This window comes from Pseudorhodobacter sp. MZDSW-24AT, assembly GCF_002794355.1.
Taxonomy (GTDB): domain Bacteria; phylum Pseudomonadota; class Alphaproteobacteria; order Rhodobacterales; family Rhodobacteraceae; genus Pseudotabrizicola.
This window is the reverse complement of the sequence record NZ_PGOI01000013.1, coordinates 16,943-35,595: the sequence shown is the minus strand read 5'-3', so window position 1 is coordinate 35,595 and position 18,653 is coordinate 16,943. Positions and strand designations below refer to the sequence as shown.

Annotated in this window: 21 protein-coding genes; 11 read left to right on the top strand and 10 right to left on the bottom strand. The window is 63.0% G+C overall.

All coding sequences use genetic code 11. The annotated features are described in order from the left end of the window. Positions 1–15: 15 nt before the first annotated feature. From CUR21_RS16875 to mdh, 8 genes are all read right to left on the bottom strand, one after another. Positions 16–2,976, bottom strand: a complete 2,961-nt coding sequence (locus tag CUR21_RS16875; RefSeq protein ID WP_100198245.1) for a 2-oxoglutarate dehydrogenase E1 component — start codon at positions 2,974–2,976, stop codon at positions 16–18. A gap of 250 nt (positions 2,977–3,226) precedes the next feature. Next, positions 3,227–4,111, bottom strand: coding sequence for a succinate--CoA ligase subunit alpha (sucD, locus tag CUR21_RS16870; RefSeq protein WP_100198244.1), 885 nt, complete (start codon positions 4,109–4,111; stop codon positions 3,227–3,229). 71 nt (positions 4,112–4,182) lie between these two features. Then, positions 4,183–4,380 (bottom strand): hypothetical protein, encoded by a 198-nt coding sequence (locus CUR21_RS16865; protein WP_100198243.1) that lies wholly within the window; start codon positions 4,378–4,380, stop codon positions 4,183–4,185. A 4-nt stretch (positions 4,381–4,384) separates the two neighbouring features. Continuing rightward, positions 4,385–5,578, bottom strand: a complete 1,194-nt coding sequence (gene sucC, locus CUR21_RS16860; protein ID WP_100198429.1) for an ADP-forming succinate--CoA ligase subunit beta — start codon at positions 5,576–5,578, stop codon at positions 4,385–4,387. A 220-nt stretch (positions 5,579–5,798) separates the two neighbouring features. Next, positions 5,799–6,470, bottom strand: a complete 672-nt coding sequence (locus CUR21_RS16855) for a class I SAM-dependent methyltransferase (RefSeq protein ID WP_100198242.1) — start codon at positions 6,468–6,470, stop codon at positions 5,799–5,801. Further along, positions 6,467–7,732: a peptidase T gene (gene pepT / locus CUR21_RS16850; protein WP_100198241.1), complete on the bottom strand. Its 1,266-nt coding sequence runs from the start codon at positions 7,730–7,732 to the stop codon at positions 6,467–6,469. The genes CUR21_RS16855 and pepT overlap by 4 nt, the downstream gene beginning before the upstream one ends. Before the next feature lie 216 nt (positions 7,733–7,948). Next, a complete protein-coding gene (locus tag CUR21_RS18685) occupies positions 7,949–8,671 on the bottom strand; it encodes a hypothetical protein (protein ID WP_157792053.1) in 723 nt (240 codons plus the stop codon). A gap of 200 nt (positions 8,672–8,871) precedes the next feature. Continuing rightward, positions 8,872–9,834, bottom strand: coding sequence for a malate dehydrogenase (gene mdh, locus CUR21_RS16840; protein ID WP_100198239.1), 963 nt, complete (start codon positions 9,832–9,834; stop codon positions 8,872–8,874). A gap of 160 nt (positions 9,835–9,994) precedes the next feature. Here mdh and CUR21_RS16835 point away from each other — a divergent pair, with 160 nt between their 5' ends. Then, the gene (locus CUR21_RS16835; RefSeq protein WP_100198238.1) at positions 9,995–10,747 is read left to right on the top strand and encodes a sulfite exporter TauE/SafE family protein; all 753 of its coding nucleotides are present in this window, start codon (positions 9,995–9,997) and stop codon (positions 10,745–10,747) included. 90 nt (positions 10,748–10,837) lie between these two features. Here CUR21_RS16835 and CUR21_RS16830 read toward each other — a convergent pair whose 3' ends face one another. After that, on the bottom strand, positions 10,838–11,029 hold the full coding sequence (locus CUR21_RS16830; RefSeq protein WP_100198237.1) for a CsbD family protein: 192 nt from the start codon (positions 11,027–11,029) through the stop codon (positions 10,838–10,840). Positions 11,030–11,121: 92 nt separating this feature from the next. Then, entirely contained in the window at positions 11,122–11,433 is a 312-nt protein-coding gene (locus CUR21_RS16825; protein WP_100198236.1) for a hypothetical protein, read from the bottom strand. Positions 11,434–11,602: 169 nt separating this feature from the next. Here CUR21_RS16825 and CUR21_RS16820 point away from each other — a divergent pair, with 169 nt between their 5' ends. The 10 genes from CUR21_RS16820 to CUR21_RS16775 all read left to right on the top strand — a co-directional run bounded on the left by CUR21_RS16820 (position 11,603) and on the right by CUR21_RS16775 (position 18,642). After that, on the top strand, positions 11,603–12,469 hold the full coding sequence (locus CUR21_RS16820) for a CoA ester lyase (protein ID WP_100198428.1): 867 nt from the start codon (positions 11,603–11,605) through the stop codon (positions 12,467–12,469). Positions 12,470–12,503: 34 nt separating this feature from the next. Continuing rightward, positions 12,504–13,049 carry an NnrU family protein gene (locus CUR21_RS16815; protein ID WP_100198235.1) on the top strand — a complete coding sequence of 182 codons (546 nt, stop codon included), beginning with the start codon at positions 12,504–12,506 and terminating at the stop codon, positions 13,047–13,049. A 4-nt stretch (positions 13,050–13,053) separates the two neighbouring features. Continuing rightward, positions 13,054–13,257, top strand: a complete 204-nt coding sequence (locus CUR21_RS16810) for a DUF1737 domain-containing protein (protein WP_100198234.1) — start codon at positions 13,054–13,056, stop codon at positions 13,255–13,257. 48 nt (positions 13,258–13,305) lie between these two features. Continuing rightward, a complete protein-coding gene (locus CUR21_RS16805) occupies positions 13,306–14,331 on the top strand; it encodes a MaoC family dehydratase (RefSeq protein ID WP_100198233.1) in 1,026 nt (341 codons plus the stop codon). A 215-nt stretch (positions 14,332–14,546) separates the two neighbouring features. After that, positions 14,547–14,933 carry a succinate dehydrogenase, cytochrome b556 subunit gene (sdhC, locus tag CUR21_RS16800; RefSeq protein WP_100198232.1) on the top strand — a complete coding sequence of 129 codons (387 nt, stop codon included), beginning with the start codon at positions 14,547–14,549 and terminating at the stop codon, positions 14,931–14,933. Between the two features lie 11 nt (positions 14,934–14,944). After that, complete coding sequence (gene sdhD, locus CUR21_RS16795) at positions 14,945–15,316, top strand: succinate dehydrogenase, hydrophobic membrane anchor protein (protein WP_100198231.1); 372 nt, start codon at positions 14,945–14,947, stop codon at positions 15,314–15,316. Between the two features lie 10 nt (positions 15,317–15,326). Then, positions 15,327–17,129: a succinate dehydrogenase flavoprotein subunit gene (gene sdhA / locus CUR21_RS16790; RefSeq protein ID WP_100198230.1), complete on the top strand. Its 1,803-nt coding sequence runs from the start codon at positions 15,327–15,329 to the stop codon at positions 17,127–17,129. Positions 17,130–17,251: 122 nt separating this feature from the next. Further along, positions 17,252–17,569: a hypothetical protein gene (locus CUR21_RS16785; protein ID WP_100198427.1), complete on the top strand. Its 318-nt coding sequence runs from the start codon at positions 17,252–17,254 to the stop codon at positions 17,567–17,569. Next, a complete protein-coding gene (locus tag CUR21_RS16780; RefSeq protein ID WP_100198229.1) occupies positions 17,566–17,862 on the top strand; it encodes a hypothetical protein in 297 nt (98 codons plus the stop codon). The genes CUR21_RS16785 and CUR21_RS16780 overlap by 4 nt, the downstream gene beginning before the upstream one ends. A 3-nt stretch (positions 17,863–17,865) precedes the next feature. Further along, entirely contained in the window at positions 17,866–18,642 is a 777-nt protein-coding gene (locus CUR21_RS16775; RefSeq protein WP_100198228.1) for a succinate dehydrogenase iron-sulfur subunit, read from the top strand. The last annotated feature ends 11 nt before the right edge of the window (positions 18,643–18,653 follow it).

Genomic DNA, 18,653 nt, shown 5'->3' with positions numbered 1-18,653 from the left:
GCGGTCAGAATGAGATCAGAACGTCAGCGCTTCGTTGACCAGCGCGTCTTGTTCCACCTTGTGCCGGCTGGCGAGACCCGTGGCGGGCGAGGCCGAGGCAGAGCGGCCCACATAGCGGGCCCGGCCTTGGGTGGCCCCGATCTTGCTCAGCACCCATTCGATATTGGGTTCCACAAAGCTCCAGTAGCCTTGGTTCTTCGGCTCTTCCTGACACCAGATGATCTCGGCGCCCTTGAAACGCTCCAGTTCTTTGGACATCGACTGAACCGGGAAGGGGTAGAACTGTTCCAGACGCAACAGATAGATGTCATCCGCGCCGCGCTTGTCCCGCTCGGCCAGCAGGTCGTAATAGACCTTGCCCGAGCACAGAACCACACGCTTGATCTCGGCGTCGGGCTTCAGCGTCAGCTCGGAATGGCCCTTTTGCGCATCATCCCACAGCACGCGGTGGAAGGATGAGCCGGTGGTGAAATCGGCCGCATCCGAGATGGCCATCGGATGGCGCAGCAAGGATTTCGGCGTCATCAGGATCAGCGGCTTGCGGAAGCTGCGGTGGATCTGGCGGCGCAGGATGTGGAAATAGTTCGCCGGGGTCGAGACATTCGCCACGATCCAGTTGTCATTTGCCGACATCTGCAAGAACCGCTCGGGCCGTGCGGACGAATGCTCCGGGCCTTGGCCTTCGTAGCCATGCGGCAAGAGGCAGACCAGACCCGACATGCGCAACCACTTGGATTCGCCCGAGTTGATGAACTGGTCGAACATGATCTGCGCGCCATTGGCGAAATCGCCAAACTGCGCTTCCCACAGCGTCAGCGCATTGGGTTCCGACAGCGAATAGCCATATTCGAACCCGAGCACCGCATATTCCGACAACATCGAGTCGATCACCTCATACCGCGCCTGACCGGCGCGGATGTGGTTCAACGGATAGTACCGCTCTTCGGTGGTTTGATCGACAAGGCCCGAATGCCGGTGGCTGAAGGTGCCACGGGTGCAATCCTGACCTGACAAACGCACCGGCACGCCTTCGACGGCCAGACTGCCAAAGGCCAGCGCTTCGGCGGTGGCCCAGTCAAAGCCTTTGCCTTCGGCGAACATCTTGGCCTTGTTGTCCAGAAGACGCGCGACCGTTTTGTGTAGGTCGAACTTTTCGGGTGAGCGGCTGAGCGCGGCCCCGATTTCGGCCATGGTCTCGGCCTTGATCGCGGTTTCCCCGGCCTGATATTCGTCACGCTCCCGCTCAAGCCCCGACCAGCGGCCATCCAGCCAATCGGCCTTGTTGGGCTTGAAGGCCTTGCCGGCCTCGAACTCTTCGTTCAGGCGCGATTGGAAGGCGGCCTTCATATCCTCGATCTCGCCTTCGGGGATCAAACCGTCCTTGACCAGACGTTCGGTGTAAAGCTGCAAGGTGGTCTTGTGCTTCTTGATCTCGGTATACATCGCCGGGTTGGTGAACATTGGCTCGTCGCCTTCGTTGTGACCAAAGCGGCGGTAGCAGAAGATGTCGAGCACCACGTCTTTGTGGAACTTCTGGCGGAATTCGATGGCCACCTTGGCCGCATGGACCACGGCTTCGGGATCGTCGCCATTCACGTGGAAGATCGGGGCTTCGACCATCAAGGCGATGTCGGTTGGATAAGGGGAGGACCGGCTGAACGCCGGGGCGGTGGTAAAGCCGATCTGGTTGTTCACCACGATATGGATGGTGCCCCCGGTACGGTGGCCTTTCAGGCCCGACAGCCCGAAGCATTCGGCCACGACACCTTGGCCCGCGAAAGCCGCATCGCCGTGCAGCAGCACGGGCAGAACCATGGTGCGGTCGGTGTCATTCAGCTGGTCCTGCTTGGCGCGGACCTTGCCGAGGACGACCGGGTTCACAGCCTCAAGGTGGCTGGGGTTTGCCGTCAGCGACAGGTGAACCTTGTTGCCGTCAAATTCGCGGTCCGACGAAGCGCCGAGGTGATATTTCACATCGCCCGAGCCATCGACATCCTCGGGCTTGAACGACCCGCCTTGGAATTCGTGGAAGATGGCGCGGTAGGGTTTGCCCATCACATTGGCCAGAACCGACAGGCGGCCCCGGTGCGGCATGCCGACGACGACTTCCTTCAGCCCGAGTTGACCACCGCGCTTGATGATCGCTTCCATTGCGGGGATCAGGGCTTCGCCACCATCCAGACCAAAGCGCTTGGTCCCCATGTATTTGACATGCAGGAACTTTTCGAACCCTTCGGCTTCGACCAGCTTGTTCAGGATGGCGCGGCGGCCTTCGCGGGTGAACTGGATCTCTTTGCCGTAGCCTTCGATCCGCTCTTTCAGCCAGCTGGCCTGCTCGGGGTCGGAAATATGCATGTATTGCAGCGCGAAGGTGCCACAATAGGTGCGCTTCACGATGTCCATGATCTGGCGCATCGAGGCGACCTGAAGGCCCAGCACGTTGTCGATGAAGATCGGGCGGTCCATGTCGGCTTCGGTGAAGCCGTAAGAGCGCGGGTCAAGCTCGGGGTGCGGGGTCTGATCGCGCATCTTCAGCGGGTCGACATCGGCGATCAGATGGCCGCGGATGCGGTAGGCGCGAATGATCATCAGGGCGCGGATGCTGTCAAGCACAGCGCGCTGCACCTGGCTGTCGGACAGGGAGACGCCCTTTTCCTCGGCTTTGGCGGCGATCTTGGCGGCGGCCGCGCGGCCTTCTTTTGCGGGCGCTGCGACCGGCCATTCGCCGGTCAGCGCACCGGTCAGATCGTCCAGGGGCATCGGCGGCCAATCGGCGCGCGCCCAGCTTGGGCCTTGGGCGGCACGCTTGGCATCGACTTCGCTTTCGCCAAGCTCACGAAAGAATTCAGCCCATTGCGCATCGACCGAGGCCGGGTCGGCGGCATAGCGCGCCTGCAATTGATCGATATAATCGGCATTGGCCCCGTCAAGGAAAGCGCCGGCGCGGAACTGGCTGTTGGGGGAGTGCTCGGTCATGGGGTAACCTCGTCTGGGTGGGGACCGTCAGGGGGGGGAGAACGGTCAGTCGGGACAGATGAAAGCCCGGTTATATGGCGCGGGGGGTGATAAGAAACTGACAAGGCCGTGGGATGGCGACAAACAGACAAAACGGCGCGCCGAAAGCGCGGGCTTTCGCTGACACCGTTCTGGAGTGGTTGCGTTTGTCCCATTTCGGGGCGTGTTCCTGTGGTTGGGGCTGCAAGGTGACCCGCAGCCCCGGTCTGCGTTACTTGCCAAGCGCTTTCATCACGGCTTCGCCCAACGTGGCGGGGCTGTCCGCCACGATGATGCCCGCGCTGCGCATGGCTTCGATCTTCGATTCCGCATCACCTTTGCCACCGGCCACGATGGCACCGGCATGGCCCATGCGGCGGCCCGGAGGGGCGGTGCGCCCGGCGATGAACCCGGCGGTCGGCTTCCAACGGCCGCGCTTTTTCTCATCTGCAAGGAATTGCGCGGCTTCTTCTTCGGCCGATCCGCCGATTTCACCGATCATGATGATCGATTGGGTTTCCGGGTCGGCCAGGAACATTTCCAGCACGTCCAGATGCTCGGTCCCCTTGATCGGGTCGCCGCCGATGCCGACAGCGGTGGACTGGCCCAGACCCAGATCGGTGGTCTGCTTCACGGCCTCATAGGTCAGCGTGCCCGAGCGCGACACCACCCCCACAGAGCCGCGACGGTGGATGTGGCCCGGCATGATGCCGATCTTGCAAGCGTCGGGCGTGATGACGCCGGGGCAGTTCGGCCCGATGAGGCGCGATTTGCTGCCTTCCAAGGCGCGCTTGACCTTCATCATGTCCAGCACCGGGATGCCTTCGGTGATGCAGACGATCAGCTCCATCTCGGCATCGATCGCCTCAAGGATCGAGTCGGCGGCAAAGGGCGGCGGCACGTAGATCACCGAGGCATTGGCCCCGGTCACGTGGCGGGCTTCGTGCACCGAGTTGAACACGGGCAGGTCAAGATGGGTGCTGCCGCCTTTGCCGGGGGTCACACCGCCGACCATCTTGGTGCCATAGGCAATGGCTTGTTCGGAGTGGAACGTGCCTTGGCTGCCGGTAAAGCCTTGGCAGATCACTTTGGTGTTTTCGTTTACGAGAACGGCCATCGGGGCCTCCTGAAGAAAATGTGAGTTCTGTGCCGCACGCGGCTGGGGAACGTCCGTCGCGCGGGCGACGGTTATCTGTGGTCGCCGATCCCATGATCGGGGCAGGAAATTGCGATCTCGCCCGCTTGGACGGTGCCAAGCCGCGCCCAATCCGACTGTTCCTGACAGACAGGGACGTGGCTGGTGTGGCGGTCTGGCGTCAGGACAGCGCTTGCGCATGACGCAAGCCCCATCAGGCTGACCAGTCCGACAACGGGCGAGATGCGCATGGGATTACCCTTTTACCGCTTTGACGATCTTCTGGGCCGCATCCGACAGATTGTCGGCGGCGATCACGTTCAGGCCCGAGTTGCGGATGATATCCTTGCCCAATTCCACATTGGTGCCTTCCAGCCGGACGACCAGCGGAACCTTCAGCCCCACATCCTTGACTGCGGCGATCACGCCTTCGGCGATGATGTCGCAGCGCATGATGCCGCCAAAGATGTTGACGAGGATGCCTTTGACGTTCGGGTCCGAGGTGATGATCTTGAACGCCTCGGTCACCTTTTCCTTGGTCGCGCCGCCGCCAACGTCCAGGAAGTTGGCCGGTTCCGCCCCATAGAGCTTGATGATGTCCATGGTGGCCATCGCAAGGCCCGCGCCGTTCACCATGCAGCCGATTTCGCCATCCAGAGCGATGTAGTTCAGATCGAACTTCGAGGCCGCCAGTTCTTTCGGGTCTTCTTCCGACTCGTCGCGCAGCGCCATAATGTCGGCGTGGCGATACAGCGCGTTGGAATCAAAGCCCATCTTGGCGTCGAGGCATTTCAGGTTGCCATCGGTCATCACCACCAGCGGGTTGATCTCCAGCATCTCCATGTCCTTTTCTTGGAACAGGCGATACAGGTTCTTGACCAAGGTCACGCATTGCTTGACCTGATTGCCGGTCAGGCCCAGTTCAAAGGCAACGCGGCGGCCGTGGAAATCGGACAGGCCCGAGGCCGGATCGACGGTGAAGGACAGGATTTTTTCGGGCGTGTCATGCGCCACGTCTTCGATCGACATGCCGCCTTCGGTGGAGACGACGAAAGAGATGCGGCTCGTCGCGCGGTCGATCAGCATGGCAAGGTAAAGCTCACGCTCGATGTCCGAGCCGTCTTCGATGTAGATCCGGTTGACCTGCTTGCCTGCCTCGCCGGTCTGCACCGTCACCAGCGTGCGGCCCAGCATCTGGCGGGCGAATTCGGCCGCTTCTTCCACCGAACGCGCCAGACGCACGCCGCCCTTTTCGCCGGCTTCGGCTTCCTTGAAGGTGCCCTTGCCGCGTCCACCGGCGTGGATCTGTGCCTTGACCACCCACAGCGGGCCGTCCATCTCACCGGCTGCGGTCTTGGCTTCCTCGGCGCGCAGCACCACGCGCCCGTCCGAAACGGGAACCCCGTAGGCCCGCAGGAGTGCCTTGGCCTGATATTCGTGGATGTTCATGAACAGCGTCCTCTGGGTCGTGAATTTGCGTGCCTCATGCCATGAATATGGGCGGCAACCAAACGGGTTCGTGCCTGTTAGCGCAAAATGGCGGTAAATTCCGGCATTTGTGATCACACGTTGGAAAAGTGTGATCACAGAAAACGCGGCTGTGATCACTTGCACCATTCGTCGCATGGATTTCTGTGCAGAGCACGGGAATCCCAGCTGATTCGGAGCGTCAAAGCTGCCGCGTCAGCCGCAAGAGGGCCTGCCCGCGGGGCAACATCCTCGTGTCGCGCAGAGCCTGCCAGCCGCCCGCCGTGCATGCAGCCTGCACGTCGGACAGGCGAAAATGGTAGGGGGGACGGTCCGGATGGGTGACCACCCCATCCGCCTGCCGGACGGGGGCGGCAGCCTCGTTTTCCTCTGCCAGAAAGACGGTCACGAACAGGTGGCGCAGGTGCGGCAAGCGCGGGTGCATCCGCGCCAGCGCCTGTTGCAACACGGCAAAGGGCAGGTGCGTGAAGACGCCAAAAGCGATGGCATAATCCATCGTCGGCGGCACACCGGGCAAGGCGAAGGTGCTGTCTTCGATCAGGTGATCTTCGGGCAGGCGGTCCGGCTGGGCAAGTTCGACCGCGCGCCCGCGCAGCATCAGTGCGCGGCTGGCGTCGGTCGCCCAATAATGGCCGGGATCAAGGAAGGGAACAGCCCTGCAGCCAAGACGCAGGCTGCCGGCGCCGATATCAAGAAGGCGGTGGTCAGACCGGAGCCCGGCGTCTTGCAAGATCTCCATCTGAATCCGCCCCGTCTCCTCCCAGCGGCCGCCGACGATCTCGCGGTGGCGGCCCTGCGCCAATGCGGTGTCGTAGAAGCCGGGGGCGAGATAGGGGGAAAGAGGGCGGGTCACCGGGCTGCGCGTCCTGCCGGACGGCTGTCTTCGCTTGCGGCTTCCTGCACCAGCGCAAGGAAAAGTTCGGTGGCCTTGGCCATGTCCTGCACCGAGACCCATTCCAGCGGGCCGTGGATGTTTTGCATCCCGGTGAAAAGGTTGGGGCAGGGGATGCCCATCTCGGTCAGCCGCGAGCCGTCGGTGCCGCCGCGGATCGGCACCGACACCGGCGCGACCCCGATGCGGGCGCAGGCGGCGCGGGCAAGGGTCACCGGGGTCATGTCGTTTTCCAGCCAATAGCGCATGTTGCGGTATTGGGGGGTGATGGTGCAGGTGATCTGGGCCCGTGGTTCGGTGGCCTGCACCGCGGCGCAGACGTGCCGCAGGATCTCGCCCTTTTGGGCCAGCCCGTCACGCTCGAAATCGCGCAGGATAAAATGGAGCGTCATCTCGGCGGCGCCGCCGGTCATGTCGGTGGCGTGGATGAAGCCCTCGCGGTCTTGGGTGGTTTCCGGCGTCATGGTGGATTGCGGGAGGGCGGCGATGATCTTGGCGGCGAGGGGGATCGCGTTGACCATCCGGCCATAGGCGGTGCCGGGGTGGATGGAGACGCCGGTGATCTTGACCACCGCGCCGTCGGCGGAAAAGCTTTCGTATTCCACCTCGCCCACCGCGCCGCCGTCGAAGGTATAGGCGAAGTCGGCGGCGAGGTCGGCAGGCAGGCGCTTGTCGACGCCGCGGCCGATCTCTTCGTCGGGGGTGAAGGCGATGCGGATGGGGCCGTGCGGGATCTGGGGGGTCTCCAAGAGGTGGCGCGCGGCGGTCATGATGATGGCGACGCCCGCCTTGTCATCGGCGCCGAGCAGGGTGGTGCCGCTGGCGGTGATGATCGTGTGGCCCTGTTTGCTGGCGAGGTAAGGGAACGCGGCCGGCGACAGGATCAGGCCGGGCGCGTCGGGAAAGGTGATGTCGCCCCCGTTGTAGCCATGGATCACGCGGGGTTTGACCCCGGTCGCGTTGAACTGCGGGGCGGTGTCGACATGGGCGAGGAAGCCGATGGTGGGGCCGGGGGCGGTGCCTGGGATGGTGGCCAGCACGGTCCCGTAATCGGTCACCCGCACCTCGGCGGCGCCGATCTGGGTCAGCTCGTCGGCCAGCAGCCGCAGGATGCCCCACTGGACCTGGGTGGAGGGGGCGCTGGGGGAGGCCGCGTCGCTCTGGCTGTCGAGGGCGGCGTAGCGGGTCAGGCGGGCTTCCAGCTCGGCGTCGAATGGGGTCATGGGGGCCTCCTTGGGGTCGCCCGGAGTTGGCCCCTTGGCCGGGAGGAAGTCAAGGGTGGGCGGGGTGTCTCGCTGTGTTACAGGAGGGGGAGTGTAGGGAAATCAACGGGTTGGGGGTGTGCGGTTAAGGATTTGGTAAGGGTTGGGGAGTGTAATGACATTCGATATGGCCTTGGGTGGTGTAGTCGATCCCAAGTTGGACTTTAACGTTGGCAACTAAAATCTCTGACAAATGGCGTCGAGTTCCAAGTCTAGCCCGGTTGCTTGCATGCGGAAAGGATAGATGATCTTTGCAATTCTCAGGACGCACAAGCCAACCTGCGATGTGCTCTTGATGGCGAAATCAAGTGCTATGCCGTTGCCATGTAGATATATTGTTAGAAAATGTTTTCCCCCGTCCTCTAAGTCTTCTATCGCTGAACCCATGGAGTCTCCGAGTTGGTTTGGGTGTGCTCCATATGAAATTGAACGCTCATAAAGTTGATTGTAAATTTCACCAACGGATCCATCGGCCGCTGTGATAGCCTTAGCCACTTTTCCATGTGTGAACTCTTCTCGCCATTTGTCTTTCTGACTTCGGCTGCGCGGCTCTTCACGAGCCATCCAGCGCTTCCAGCGAGCTTCATCTGAGCCAATATAGTGGCCATATCCGGCTTGCTCCAAGGCAACGCGAAGGAGGGACTGCGCTTCATAAAGCTGCCCGCCCATAACAGAACTGCAAGCCGACAAGTATGCAGAATGTGCCCTGAATATAAAACCAAAAGGTAGAAATGGTTTGGGGTTTATCGCGCCATCCAATAGCTTCCGAAACATTGAGTCAATTTCAATGAGATCGTTTAACTGAGATTTTTTGTTGGCAAACGTGGCGAGCTGGTTAAATCTATGCGCATCGAGGTATTGTGTTAATGCGTCGTTACCCCAGTCGGTTGGCAATATCATTTTTCGTCCTTATTTTGATAAATTGCACGACGGTCATACTTCTATATCTAATAGAGGGCGATGATTATCGCCAGTAACTTGGGAAAAATGAGCATTTCTTAAAGCCGCCACTTATGCATTCGCTTTAAATCATAGGGTTTCGAAACGCAAAACGCGCGCCCCTTTCAGGGCGCGCGTTTGAGGTCAGGCTGTCGCGGCGATCAGGCCAGCGAGGGGTCGATGCCTTTGCAGGCTTCGACGAGGCCTTTCACCGCGTTCACGGATTTGTCGAACATCGCCTGTTCGTCCTTGTTCAGGCTGATGTTCACCACACGCTCGACCCCGCCGGCGCCGATGATGGTGGGGACGCCGACATACATGCCGTTCAGGCCCAGTGCGCCGTCCACGTAGGCTGCGCAAGGCAGGAGGCGCTTTTGGTCTTTCAGGAAGGCTTCGGCCATCTCGATCGCCGAGGTGGCGGGGGCGTAGAAGGCGGAGCCGGTTTTCAGCAGGCCCACGATCTCGGCGCCGCCGTCGCGGGTGCGCTGCACGATGGCATCGAGCTTGTCTTGCGTGGTCCAGCCCATCTGCACGAGATCGGGCAGCGGCACGCCGCCAACGGTGGAGTAGCGGGTCAGCGGCACCATGGTGTCGCCGTGGCCGCCCAGCACAAAGGCGGTGACGTCGCGCATGGAGACGTTGAATTCCACGCTGAGGAAATGGCGGAAGCGCGCGGAATCGAGCACGCCTGCCATGCCGACCACCATATTGTGCGGCAGGCCCGAAAATTCGCGCAAGGCCCAGACCATCGCATCGAGCGGGTTGGTGATGCAGATCACGAAGGCGTTGGGGGCATGTTGCTTGATGCCTTCGCCCACGGCTTTCATCACCTTGAGGTTGATGCCCAGCAGGTCATCCCGGCTCATCCCCGGTTTGCGCGGCACACCGGCGGTGACGATGCAGACATCGGCGCCTGCGATATCGGCATAGGAGTTGGTGCCTTTCATCACGGCATCGAAGCCCTCGGACGGGCCGGATTGGGCGATATCCAGCGCCTTGCCCTGCGGGGTGCCTTCGGCGATGTCGAACACGGTGATGTCGCCGAGTTCCTTGATCGCGGCGAGGTGGGCGAGCGTGCCGCCGATCTGGCCTGCGCCGATAAGGGCGATCTTGGGTCGTGCCATGGGTATTCTCCCGTCTGGTGGAATCTTCGCGCCATGGCCTAGCCCCTTGTGACGAGTCTGGCAAGCGCTGCTTGGGCCGGATTGTATGCGATTGTGTGCCGTTTGTCTGGCGGGGCGGCGGTGTTTGCGCTAGCGGTTGGGAAACGGCGGAGGGACGGGCGTGGAAGGTGTGGCGTTCTGGGCGGCGGCGGTGGTGGCGGCGGCTTTGGTGGGGATGGGCAAGGGCGGTTTGCCCGCCGTGGGCATTCTGGGCGTGCCGGTGCTGGCCTTGGTGATCAACCCGGTGACGGCGGCGGGGCTGTTGCTGCCGGTCTATGTGCTGTCGGACATGTTCGGGCTTTATGCCTATCGCCATGCGTTCAATGCGCGGGTGATAGCCATTCTGGTGCCGGGGATGGTGGCGGGCGTGGGCGTGGGCTGGGCCACGGCGGCCTTGGTGCCGGTCTGGGCGGTGACGGCGCTGGTGGGGGCGATCGGATTGGTGTTCGCGCTGAATCTGTTGCTGCGGCGCAAAGGGCCGGTGAGTCCGCGCCCGGCACGGGTGGCGCCGGGGTTGTTCTGGGGGGCGATGACCGGGTTCACCAGTTTTGTGAGCCATGCGGGCGCGCCGCCCTATCAGGTGTATACGATGCCTTTGGGGATGCCGAAGCTGGTCTATGCGGGCACCTCGACCATTGCCTTTGCTATCGTGAATTTGGTGAAGCTGGTGCCTTATTGGCAGTTGGGCCAGTTGAGCGCCGCCAATCTGCGGGTGGCGGTGGTTTTGATGCCGGTGGCGGCGGTGTCGGTGTTCGTGGGGCTGAAGCTGGTGAAGCTGTTGCCGGAGGCCGCCTTCTTCCGCTTTGTCACTTGGGCGCTGCTGGCGCTGTCGGCCAAGTTGATCTGGGACGGGGTCGCGGGGGCGCTGGGGTAGGGGCAAAAGAAAAGGGTGCCCGAGGGCACCCTTTTCCGGCCTTGAGGAAAGCCGTTTTTGGCCTTGAGGAAAGCCGGTCGTCCATCAACCTTAGACGTTGTCGATGGTCTTCTTGACGGCGTCTTTGGCTTCGCCGACTGCTTTTTGGGCTTCGCCCTTACGCTCTTGCATGACGCCTTCGGCGTGCAGCTTGTGGTTGTCGGTGGCCTTGCCGACGGCCTGCTTCACGTTGCCCATTGCATCGTTGGCGGTGCCTTTGATCTTGTCGCTGGTGCTGCTCATGGTGCGTTCCTTCCGTGAGTGTCTGTTGTCTGGGGAAGGAACGCGGGCCGTTGGCAAAGGGTTCCGGCCGGGGCGCGAATAATTTGGCGGTGTCAGATCTTGCGGCCGCGGGCGGGGAGTTCTTCGACCACCGGTTCGAAGCCTTGGCCCGAGGCGACGAGGCAGGTCATGCCATCGGGGAGGGTGACGGTGATGGTCCAGCTGCCAGAGGCGGCGGAGGCAAACACCTCCATCACGGTGTTGTCGCCGCCAAGGCCCATGCTGCGGCGGGTTTCGCCGTATTTTTCTGACAATTGGCGCAGGACGAGATCGCGCTTGCCGCATTGGGGGGCGGCGTGGATCTGGGTGGCGGCGAGGATGAGCCCGGCGGCGCCGAGCGAGAAGGCGAGAAGGGTTTGGTTCATCGGAGGACTCCGCTGCGGGTGAGATGCGGGAAAGGCTGCGCCCGGAATGCGTAGAATCGGTTAATCCTGCGGGCTTGCGGCGCCGATGCTGCGGTGCGGCGGATTTAGGCTTGCGGTTTGTGACGAAATCGGGGTTTCTGGCGCAAGATTATTGCTTGAGGTCGAATCGATGACATCGCCTGCTGCCAAAGACGCCCGCCCGTTCCGGTCGGTTCTGTATATCCCCGGCTCCAAGGAGCGGGCGTTGGACAAGGCGCGGGGCTTGCCGGCGGATGCGATCATCTTTGATCTGGAGGATGCGGTCGCGCCTGAGGAGAAGGCCGGCGCGCGCGCGGTGCTGGCGCAGGCCTTGGCGGCGGATTACGGGTCGCGGGTGCGCCTTGTGCGGATCAACGGTTTTGACACGCCATGGGGCGGCGCGGATGCCGAGGCTTTCGCGGCGCATCCCGGGGCGGAGGCGCTGCTGGTGCCCAAGGTGAACGGCCCTGCCGATCTGGATGCGGTGGCGGCGGTGGCGCCGGGCAAGCCGCTGTGGGCGATGATGGAAACGGCGCAGGGCATGCTGAACGCCGCCGCGATTGCGGCACATCCGGCGCTGCGGGGCATGGTGATGGGCACCAATGATCTGGCCAAGGAGTTGGGCGCGCGTGTCCGGGCCGATCGGCTGCCGATGCTGACGGGGCTGGGGCTGTGCCTGCTGGCGGCAAAGGCGCATGGCCGGGTGATCGTGGACGGGGTCTATAACGCCTTCAAGGATGAGGCGGGTTTGCGCGCCGAATGCGAACAGGGGCGCGACATGGGCTTTGACGGCAAGACGCTGATCCATCCGGCGCAGCTGGAGATCGCCAATGCCGCCTTTGCCCCCAGCGCGGAAGAGGTGGATCTGGCGCGGCGCCAGATTGCGGCTTTCGCGGCGGCGCTGGCCGAAGGGCAGGCGGTGGCGGTGGTCGACGGGCGGATCGTCGAGAACCTGCATGTCGAGACGGCGCGCGCCACCTTGGCGCGGGCCGAAGCGATTGCGGCGCTGGCGGATTGAGGCCATGGTGCCGCGAGGCAACCGGAGGTAACCCATGGCCCTTCTTCTTCTTGGTGTCGCGCTTTGGTGGGGCGCGCATTTCTTCAAACGGCTGGCGCCAGAGGCGCGCGCCCGCATGGGCGCGGGCGGCAAGGGGCTGGTCACGGCGCTGCTGATTCTGAGCATCGGGCTGATGTATTGGGGCTATGGCACCGCCCAAGGCCCGGTCTGGTGGGGCCGCAGCCCGGCGCTGGTCGGGATCAACAACCTGCTGATGGTGCTGGCGATCTATTGCTATGCGGCCTCGGGCGCGAAAACATGGCTGGCGCGCAAGATCCGGCATCCGCAACTGACCGGGTTCAAGCTGTGGGCGGTGGCGCATCTGCTGGTGAACGGCGATCTGCCGAGCCTTGTGCTGTTTGGCGGCCTGCTGGCTTGGGCGGTGGCGGAGGTGATCGTGATCAACCGCGCGACGCCCGAATGGGTGCCGCCCGCGCCGCGCCCGGCGGTGAAGGAAATCGTGGCGATCGGTGCCACGCTGGTGGTGACGGTTGTGGTGATGCTGATCCACAACGCAATGGGCGTGCAGCCTTGGGGGTGAGGATATGAAACTCTATCGGTTCCTGTCGGAAGATGACACGTCGGCCTTTTGTCACAAGGTGACAGCGGCGCTGAACAAGGGCTGGCACCTGCACGGAGATCCGACCTATGCCTTTGACGCCGCGCGCGGGGTGATGCGCTGTGGGCAGGCGGTAACCAAGGAAGTTCTGGGGGAATATTCACCCGAGACCAAGCTGGGCGATCACTAGGGGGCTGCCTGCGCGCACGCCACCAAGACCGGGCCTGAGGGGGATGAAATGAAGACCAATCCGGGGCGTTTCTTCGAGGATTACCGTTTGGGCGAGGTGATCGCCCATGCGGTGCCGCGCACCCTTTCGGGCGGCGAGCGGGCACTTTACCACGCGCTCTATCCGGCGCGGCACGCGCTGTATTCCTCGGACCCTTTTGCGCAGGCCTGTGGTCTGCCGCGCGCCCCGGTCGAGGATCTGGCCGCCTTTCACACGGTGTTTGGCAAGAGCGTGCCCGACATCAGCCTGAATGCGGTGGCGAATCTGGGCTATGCCGAGGGGCGCTGGCTGGCGCCCGTCTATGCGGGCGACACCTTGCGGGCCGAAAGCACGGTGATCGGGTTGAAGGAGAATTCCAACGGCGCATCCGGCGTGGTCTGGGTGCGCACGCGCGGGATCAACCAGCATGGCGGGGCGGTGCTGGAATATGTGCGCTGGGTGATGGTGCGCAAGCGGCGGGTGGAGGCCCCGGCCCCCGAGACGGTGGTGCCCACGCTTTCCCCGGTGGTGGCGCCCGAGGCGCTGGTGCTGCCCGAGGGGCTGGATTTCCGACGCTACGACTTTGCCCAAGCCGGAGAGCGCCACCGCTGGGGCGATTACACGGTGGGCGAGCAGATCGACCATGTGGATGGGGTGACGGTGGAGGAGGCCGAGCACATGCTGGCCACCCGCCTGTGGCAGAACACCGCGAAAGTGCATTTCGACGCCACGGCACGGCCAGACGGGCGGCGGCTGATCTATGGCGGCCATGTGATCAGTCTGGCGCGGGCGCTGTCGTTCAACGGGCTGGCCAATGCGCAAATGCTTGTGGCGCTGAACGCGGGCGCCCATGCCAACCCCTGCTTTGCCGGGGATACGGTGCGGGCATGGTCGGAAGTGCTGGGCAAGGCCGAGACGGCGGCACCGGGTGTGGGGGCGCTGCGGCTGCGGCTGGTGGCCAGCCGGGGCGAGGCCTTTGCGCTGCGGGGGGCGGATGGAAAATACCTGCCCGAGGTGCTGCTGGATCTGGATTATTGGGTGCTGATGCCGCTGTGAGTCGGTGTGGCCCGGATTTGTGATCACGCGCGGAAAATTCGTGATCACAAAGTCTGAAAATATCCGGTGTTATCGCTAAAATGCTGCGACTGCGCTGTTGCGGCGCGTGACAGGCCCAAAAAAAGCGCTATTCAGAGACACAATAATCGAAGCGCGCCCCGGACCGGTCTTTCAGGGAAACCAGCCGGGACAAGCCAGCGACGAAGGGAACCGATATGGCAAACGTAAAGCAGGTCAAACGGCCGCTTTCCCCGCATTTGCAGATTTACCGTCCGCAACTGACCTCTATCACCTCGATCCTGACGCGGATCACCGGGAATGCGCTGATCGTCGGCACGCTGCTTGCGGTGTGGTGGCTGGTGGCGGCGGCGGTGTCGCCCGAGGCCTTTGCGACGGCGAATGCGGTGGCGACGGGCTGGTTCGGGGATCTGGTCTTCACCGGGTCGCTTTGGGCGGTGTGGTATCACTATCTGGCCGGGCTGCGGCATCTGTATTTCGATGCGGGCAAGGGCCTTGATATTCCCACGGCGGAAAAGCTGGGCTGGGGGGTCATCATCGGGTCGGTGGTGCTGACCGTGATCACAATTCTTCTGGTGCAGTGAGGAGCGGGGCGATGCGGTATATCACGGATCGGAAGCGGGCGGTCGGCAAAGGGGCTTCGGGCACCGGCACGGCGCATCACTGGGCGATGCAGGTGTCGGCGGTGGCGCTGGCCTTGATGATTCCGGCGTGGCTCTATGTCTTTGGCTCGGCGCTGGGCGGGACGCAGGCGGAGGTGCTGGCCACCTTCGGGCGGCCGCTGCCGGCGATCCTGACGGCTTTGGTGCTGGTGGTGGGAATGAAGCATTTCGCCAGCGGCGCGCAGATGATGATTGAAGATTATGTGCAGGGCTCGGCGCGCAAGGTGGCGGTCATTCTGGTGACCTGCCTGGCCTGGGCGATCGCGGCGACGGGGCTGTTTGCCCTTGTGCGCATGGCGCTGTGAAGGAAAGAAGATGACGGCATATCCTTATGAAGTGCATGACTATGATGTGGTCGTGGTGGGGGCGGGCGGCGCAGGCTTGCGCGCCACGCTGGGCATGGCCGAACAAGGCTTGCGCACGGCCTGTGTGACCAAGGTGTTCCCCACGCGCAGCCATACGGTGGCGGCGCAGGGCGGCATTGCGGCGAGCCTTGGGAACATGGGGCCCGACAGCTGGCAGTGGCACATGTATGACACCGTGAAGGGCAGCGACTGGCTGGGCGACACGGATGCGATGGAATATCTGGCGCGCGAGGCGCCCAAGGCGGTGTATGAGCTGGAGCATTACGGTGTGCCGTTCAGCCGCACCGAAGAGGGCAAGATCTATCAGCGCCCGTTCGGCGGCCATACCACGGAATATGGCGAAGGCCCGCCGGTGCAGCGCACCTGTGCCGCCGCTGACCGGACGGGGCATGCCATTCTGCACACGCTCTATGGCCAGAGCCTGAAGAACAACGCGGAATTCTATATCGAGTATTTCGCGCTGGATCTGATCATCACCGACGGGCGTTGCACGGGTGTGGTGGCGTGGAAGCTGGATGATGGCACCATGCATGTCTTCAACGCCAAGATGGTGGTGTTGGCGACGGGCGGTTATGGCCGCGCCTATTTCAGCGCGACCTCGGCCCATACCTGCACCGGCGACGGCGGCGGCATGGTGGCCCGCGCGGGGCTGCCGCTGCAGGATATGGAATTCGTGCAGTTCCATCCGACGGGGATTTATGGCTCGGGCTGTCTGATCACCGAAGGCGCGCGTGGTGAGGGCGGCTATCTGACCAACAGCAACGGCGAGCGGTTCATGGAGCGCTATGCGCCCCATTACAAGGACTTGGCCCCGCGCGATTATGTGTCGCGCTGCATGACGCTGGAGATCCGCGAAGGGCGCGGTGTGGGGCCGAATGGCGACCATATCAGCCTGCACCTGAACCATTTGCCGAAGGAGACGCTGGATTTGCGTCTGCCGGGGATTTCGGAAAGCGCGCGGATTTTCGCGGGCGTTGACCTGACGAAAGAGCCGATCCCGGTGCTGCCGACCGTGCATTACAACATGGGCGGCATTCCGACCAACTATTGGGGCGAGGTGCTGAACCCGACCGCCGACAACCCGGATGCGGTGTTCCCCGGCCTGATGGCGGTGGGCGAAGCGGGCTGTGCTTCGGTGCATGGCGCGAACCGTCTGGGTTCGAATTCGTTGATCGACCTTGTGGTGTTTGGCCGTGCGGCAGCGATCCGCGCGGGCAAGGTGGTGAACCCCGACGAGGCGACGCCCGCCACCAACAAGGTGGAAGTGGAGCGGGCGCTGGCGCGCTTTGACGGCTTGCGCCATGCGAATGGCGCGATCCCGACCGCCGACCTGCGGCTGGACATGCAAAAGACCATGCAGGCCGATGCGGCGGTGTTCCGCACCGACAAGACGCTGGCCGAAGGCGAGCGCAAGATGACCGAGATCGCCGGACGTGTGGCGGATCTGAAGGTGACCGACCGCAGTCTGGTGTGGAACAGCGACCTGATGGAAACGCTGGAGCTGACCAATCTGATGCCGAATGCGCTGGCCACGATCTATGGGGCGCATGCGCGCACCGAAAGCCGTGGCGCCCATGCGCATGAGGATTATCCGCAGCGCGACGATGCCAACTGGCGCAAGCACAGCCTTGCCCATGTCGATGGCAACAAGGTGACGCTGAGCTATCGCGCGGTGCATGTGGAACCGCTGACCTCTGAGGCCGACGGCGGGATTTCCTTGAAGAAAATCGCCCCGGCAGAGCGGAAGTTCTGATGCAGATGGCGTCGCTCCTTCGGCCCGTTTCCGCCGTCGCACGCAAATGTGCGACGGAGGGGGCTGGCGTGGCGGGGCGCTTGGGGCATCCTGTGCGCAAACAGGCGCGAGGGGGAGTGCAGATGCGTTCGGTGGTTCTGGTGGGGGCGGTGATGGCCTTGGCCGCCTGTGATCCGCAGCAGATGGCCGATCAGGCCGGACGGCGGATTGCGGCTTCGGTGGTGTTGCCGGTGGTGCAGTTGGATATGCCGACGCCTTTGGCGCAGCGGGCCACCGATTGCATCGTGCGCAATGCGACCGCCGCCGAAGTGCAAGCGCTGGCCCGTGATGTGGCGGTGGTGGCCGGGTCTTCGACCAAGGCCACGATCCGGGGCATCGCGCTGCGTCCCGAGGCTTCGGCCTGCTTTGCCGCCAATGGCGTCCCACAGGTGCGGCCATGAGGCGGGCGCTGCTGTTGGGGCTGCCGCTGTTGCTGGTCGCCTGCGGCCCGATCCCGCTGCCACAGGCCGAGCAGCAATGCTATGAGCGGGCGCGTCTGGCACAGCAACCGCGCGGCGAGATTGGGGCTGGCGTGGGCACGGGTGGCCGTGCGGTGGGCCGGATCAAGCTGGAGGTCACGTCTGACTTCATCATGGGGCGTGACCCGTCTGTGGTTTACGACTCTTGCGTCTATCAGAAATCCGGGCAGGCCCCCAGCCGCCCGCTCTATTCATTCCCGGATTGGAAGGGATAAACCATGGTTCAATTCACGCTTCCCAAGAACAGCACCATCCGCACCGGCAAGACATGGCCGAAGCCGGAGGGCAAGAATGTGCGGAAATTCCAGATCTATCGCTGGAATCCCGATGACGGGAAAAACCCGCAGGTCGACACCTATTTCGTCGATATGGACAGCTGCGGCCCGATGGTTCTGGACGCGCTGATCAAGATCAAGAATGAGATCGACCCGACGCTGACCTTCCGCCGGTCCTGCCGTGAAGGGATTTGCGGGTCTTGCGCGATGAACATCGACGGCATCAACACGCTGGCCTGTATCTATGGGTTGGACGAGGTGAAAGGCGATGTGAAGATCTATCCGCTGCCGCATATGCCGGTGATCAAGGATCTGATCCCGGACCTGACGCATTTCTATGCGCAGCATGCCAGCATCATGCCGTGGCTGGAAACCAAGACCAACCGCCCGGCCAAGGAATGGCGTCAGTCGATCGAGGACCGGGAAAAGCTGGATGGTCTGTATGAATGCGTGATGTGCGCATCGTGCAGCACGTCTTGCCCGAGCTATTGGTGGAATGGCGACAAATATCTGGGGCCAGCCGCCTTGCTGCATGCCTATCGCTGGATCATCGACAGCCGCGATGAGGCGACGGGCGAGCGGTTGGACGATCTGGAAGATCCGTTCAAGCTGTATCGCTGCCACACGATCATGAACTGCGCCAAGACCTGCCCCAAAGGGCTGAACCCGGCCAAGGCGATTGCCGAGATCAAGAAGATGATGGTCGAGCGGGTGGTGTAAGGCCCCGCTGA

Bases quoted from the DNA above. Each gene is read 5' to 3' on its own strand.
- CUR21_RS16875 (WP_100198245.1), bottom strand. From the start codon at position 2,976: ATGACCGAGCACTCCCCCAACAGCCAGTTCCGCGCCGGCGCTTTCCTT.
- sucD (WP_100198244.1), bottom strand. From the start codon at position 4,111: ATGGCCGTTCTCGTAAACGAAAACACCAAAGTGATCTGCCAAGGCTTT.
- CUR21_RS16865 (WP_100198243.1), bottom strand. From the start codon at position 4,380: ATGCGCATCTCGCCCGTTGTCGGACTGGTCAGCCTGATGGGGCTTGCG.
- sucC (WP_100198429.1), bottom strand. From the start codon at position 5,578: ATGAACATCCACGAATATCAGGCCAAGGCACTCCTGCGGGCCTACGGG.
- pepT (WP_100198241.1), bottom strand. From the start codon at position 7,732: ATGACCCCATTCGACGCCGAGCTGGAAGCCCGCCTGACCCGCTACGCC.
- CUR21_RS18685 (WP_157792053.1), bottom strand. From the start codon at position 8,671: ATGATATTGCCAACCGACTGGGGTAACGACGCATTAACACAATACCTC.
- mdh (WP_100198239.1), bottom strand. From the start codon at position 9,834: ATGGCACGACCCAAGATCGCCCTTATCGGCGCAGGCCAGATCGGCGGC.
- CUR21_RS16830 (WP_100198237.1), bottom strand. From the start codon at position 11,029: ATGAGCAGCACCAGCGACAAGATCAAAGGCACCGCCAACGATGCAATG.
- CUR21_RS16825 (WP_100198236.1), bottom strand. From the start codon at position 11,433: ATGAACCAAACCCTTCTCGCCTTCTCGCTCGGCGCCGCCGGGCTCATC.
- CUR21_RS16820 (WP_100198428.1), top strand. From the start codon at position 11,603: ATGACATCGCCTGCTGCCAAAGACGCCCGCCCGTTCCGGTCGGTTCTG.
- CUR21_RS16815 (WP_100198235.1), top strand. From the start codon at position 12,504: ATGGCCCTTCTTCTTCTTGGTGTCGCGCTTTGGTGGGGCGCGCATTTC.
- CUR21_RS16810 (WP_100198234.1), top strand. From the start codon at position 13,054: ATGAAACTCTATCGGTTCCTGTCGGAAGATGACACGTCGGCCTTTTGT.
- CUR21_RS16805 (WP_100198233.1), top strand. From the start codon at position 13,306: ATGAAGACCAATCCGGGGCGTTTCTTCGAGGATTACCGTTTGGGCGAG.
- sdhC (WP_100198232.1), top strand. From the start codon at position 14,547: ATGGCAAACGTAAAGCAGGTCAAACGGCCGCTTTCCCCGCATTTGCAG.
- sdhD (WP_100198231.1), top strand. From the start codon at position 14,945: ATGCGGTATATCACGGATCGGAAGCGGGCGGTCGGCAAAGGGGCTTCG.
- sdhA (WP_100198230.1), top strand. From the start codon at position 15,327: ATGACGGCATATCCTTATGAAGTGCATGACTATGATGTGGTCGTGGTG.
- CUR21_RS16785 (WP_100198427.1), top strand. From the start codon at position 17,252: ATGCGTTCGGTGGTTCTGGTGGGGGCGGTGATGGCCTTGGCCGCCTGT.
- CUR21_RS16780 (WP_100198229.1), top strand. From the start codon at position 17,566: ATGAGGCGGGCGCTGCTGTTGGGGCTGCCGCTGTTGCTGGTCGCCTGC.
- CUR21_RS16775 (WP_100198228.1), top strand. From the start codon at position 17,866: ATGGTTCAATTCACGCTTCCCAAGAACAGCACCATCCGCACCGGCAAG.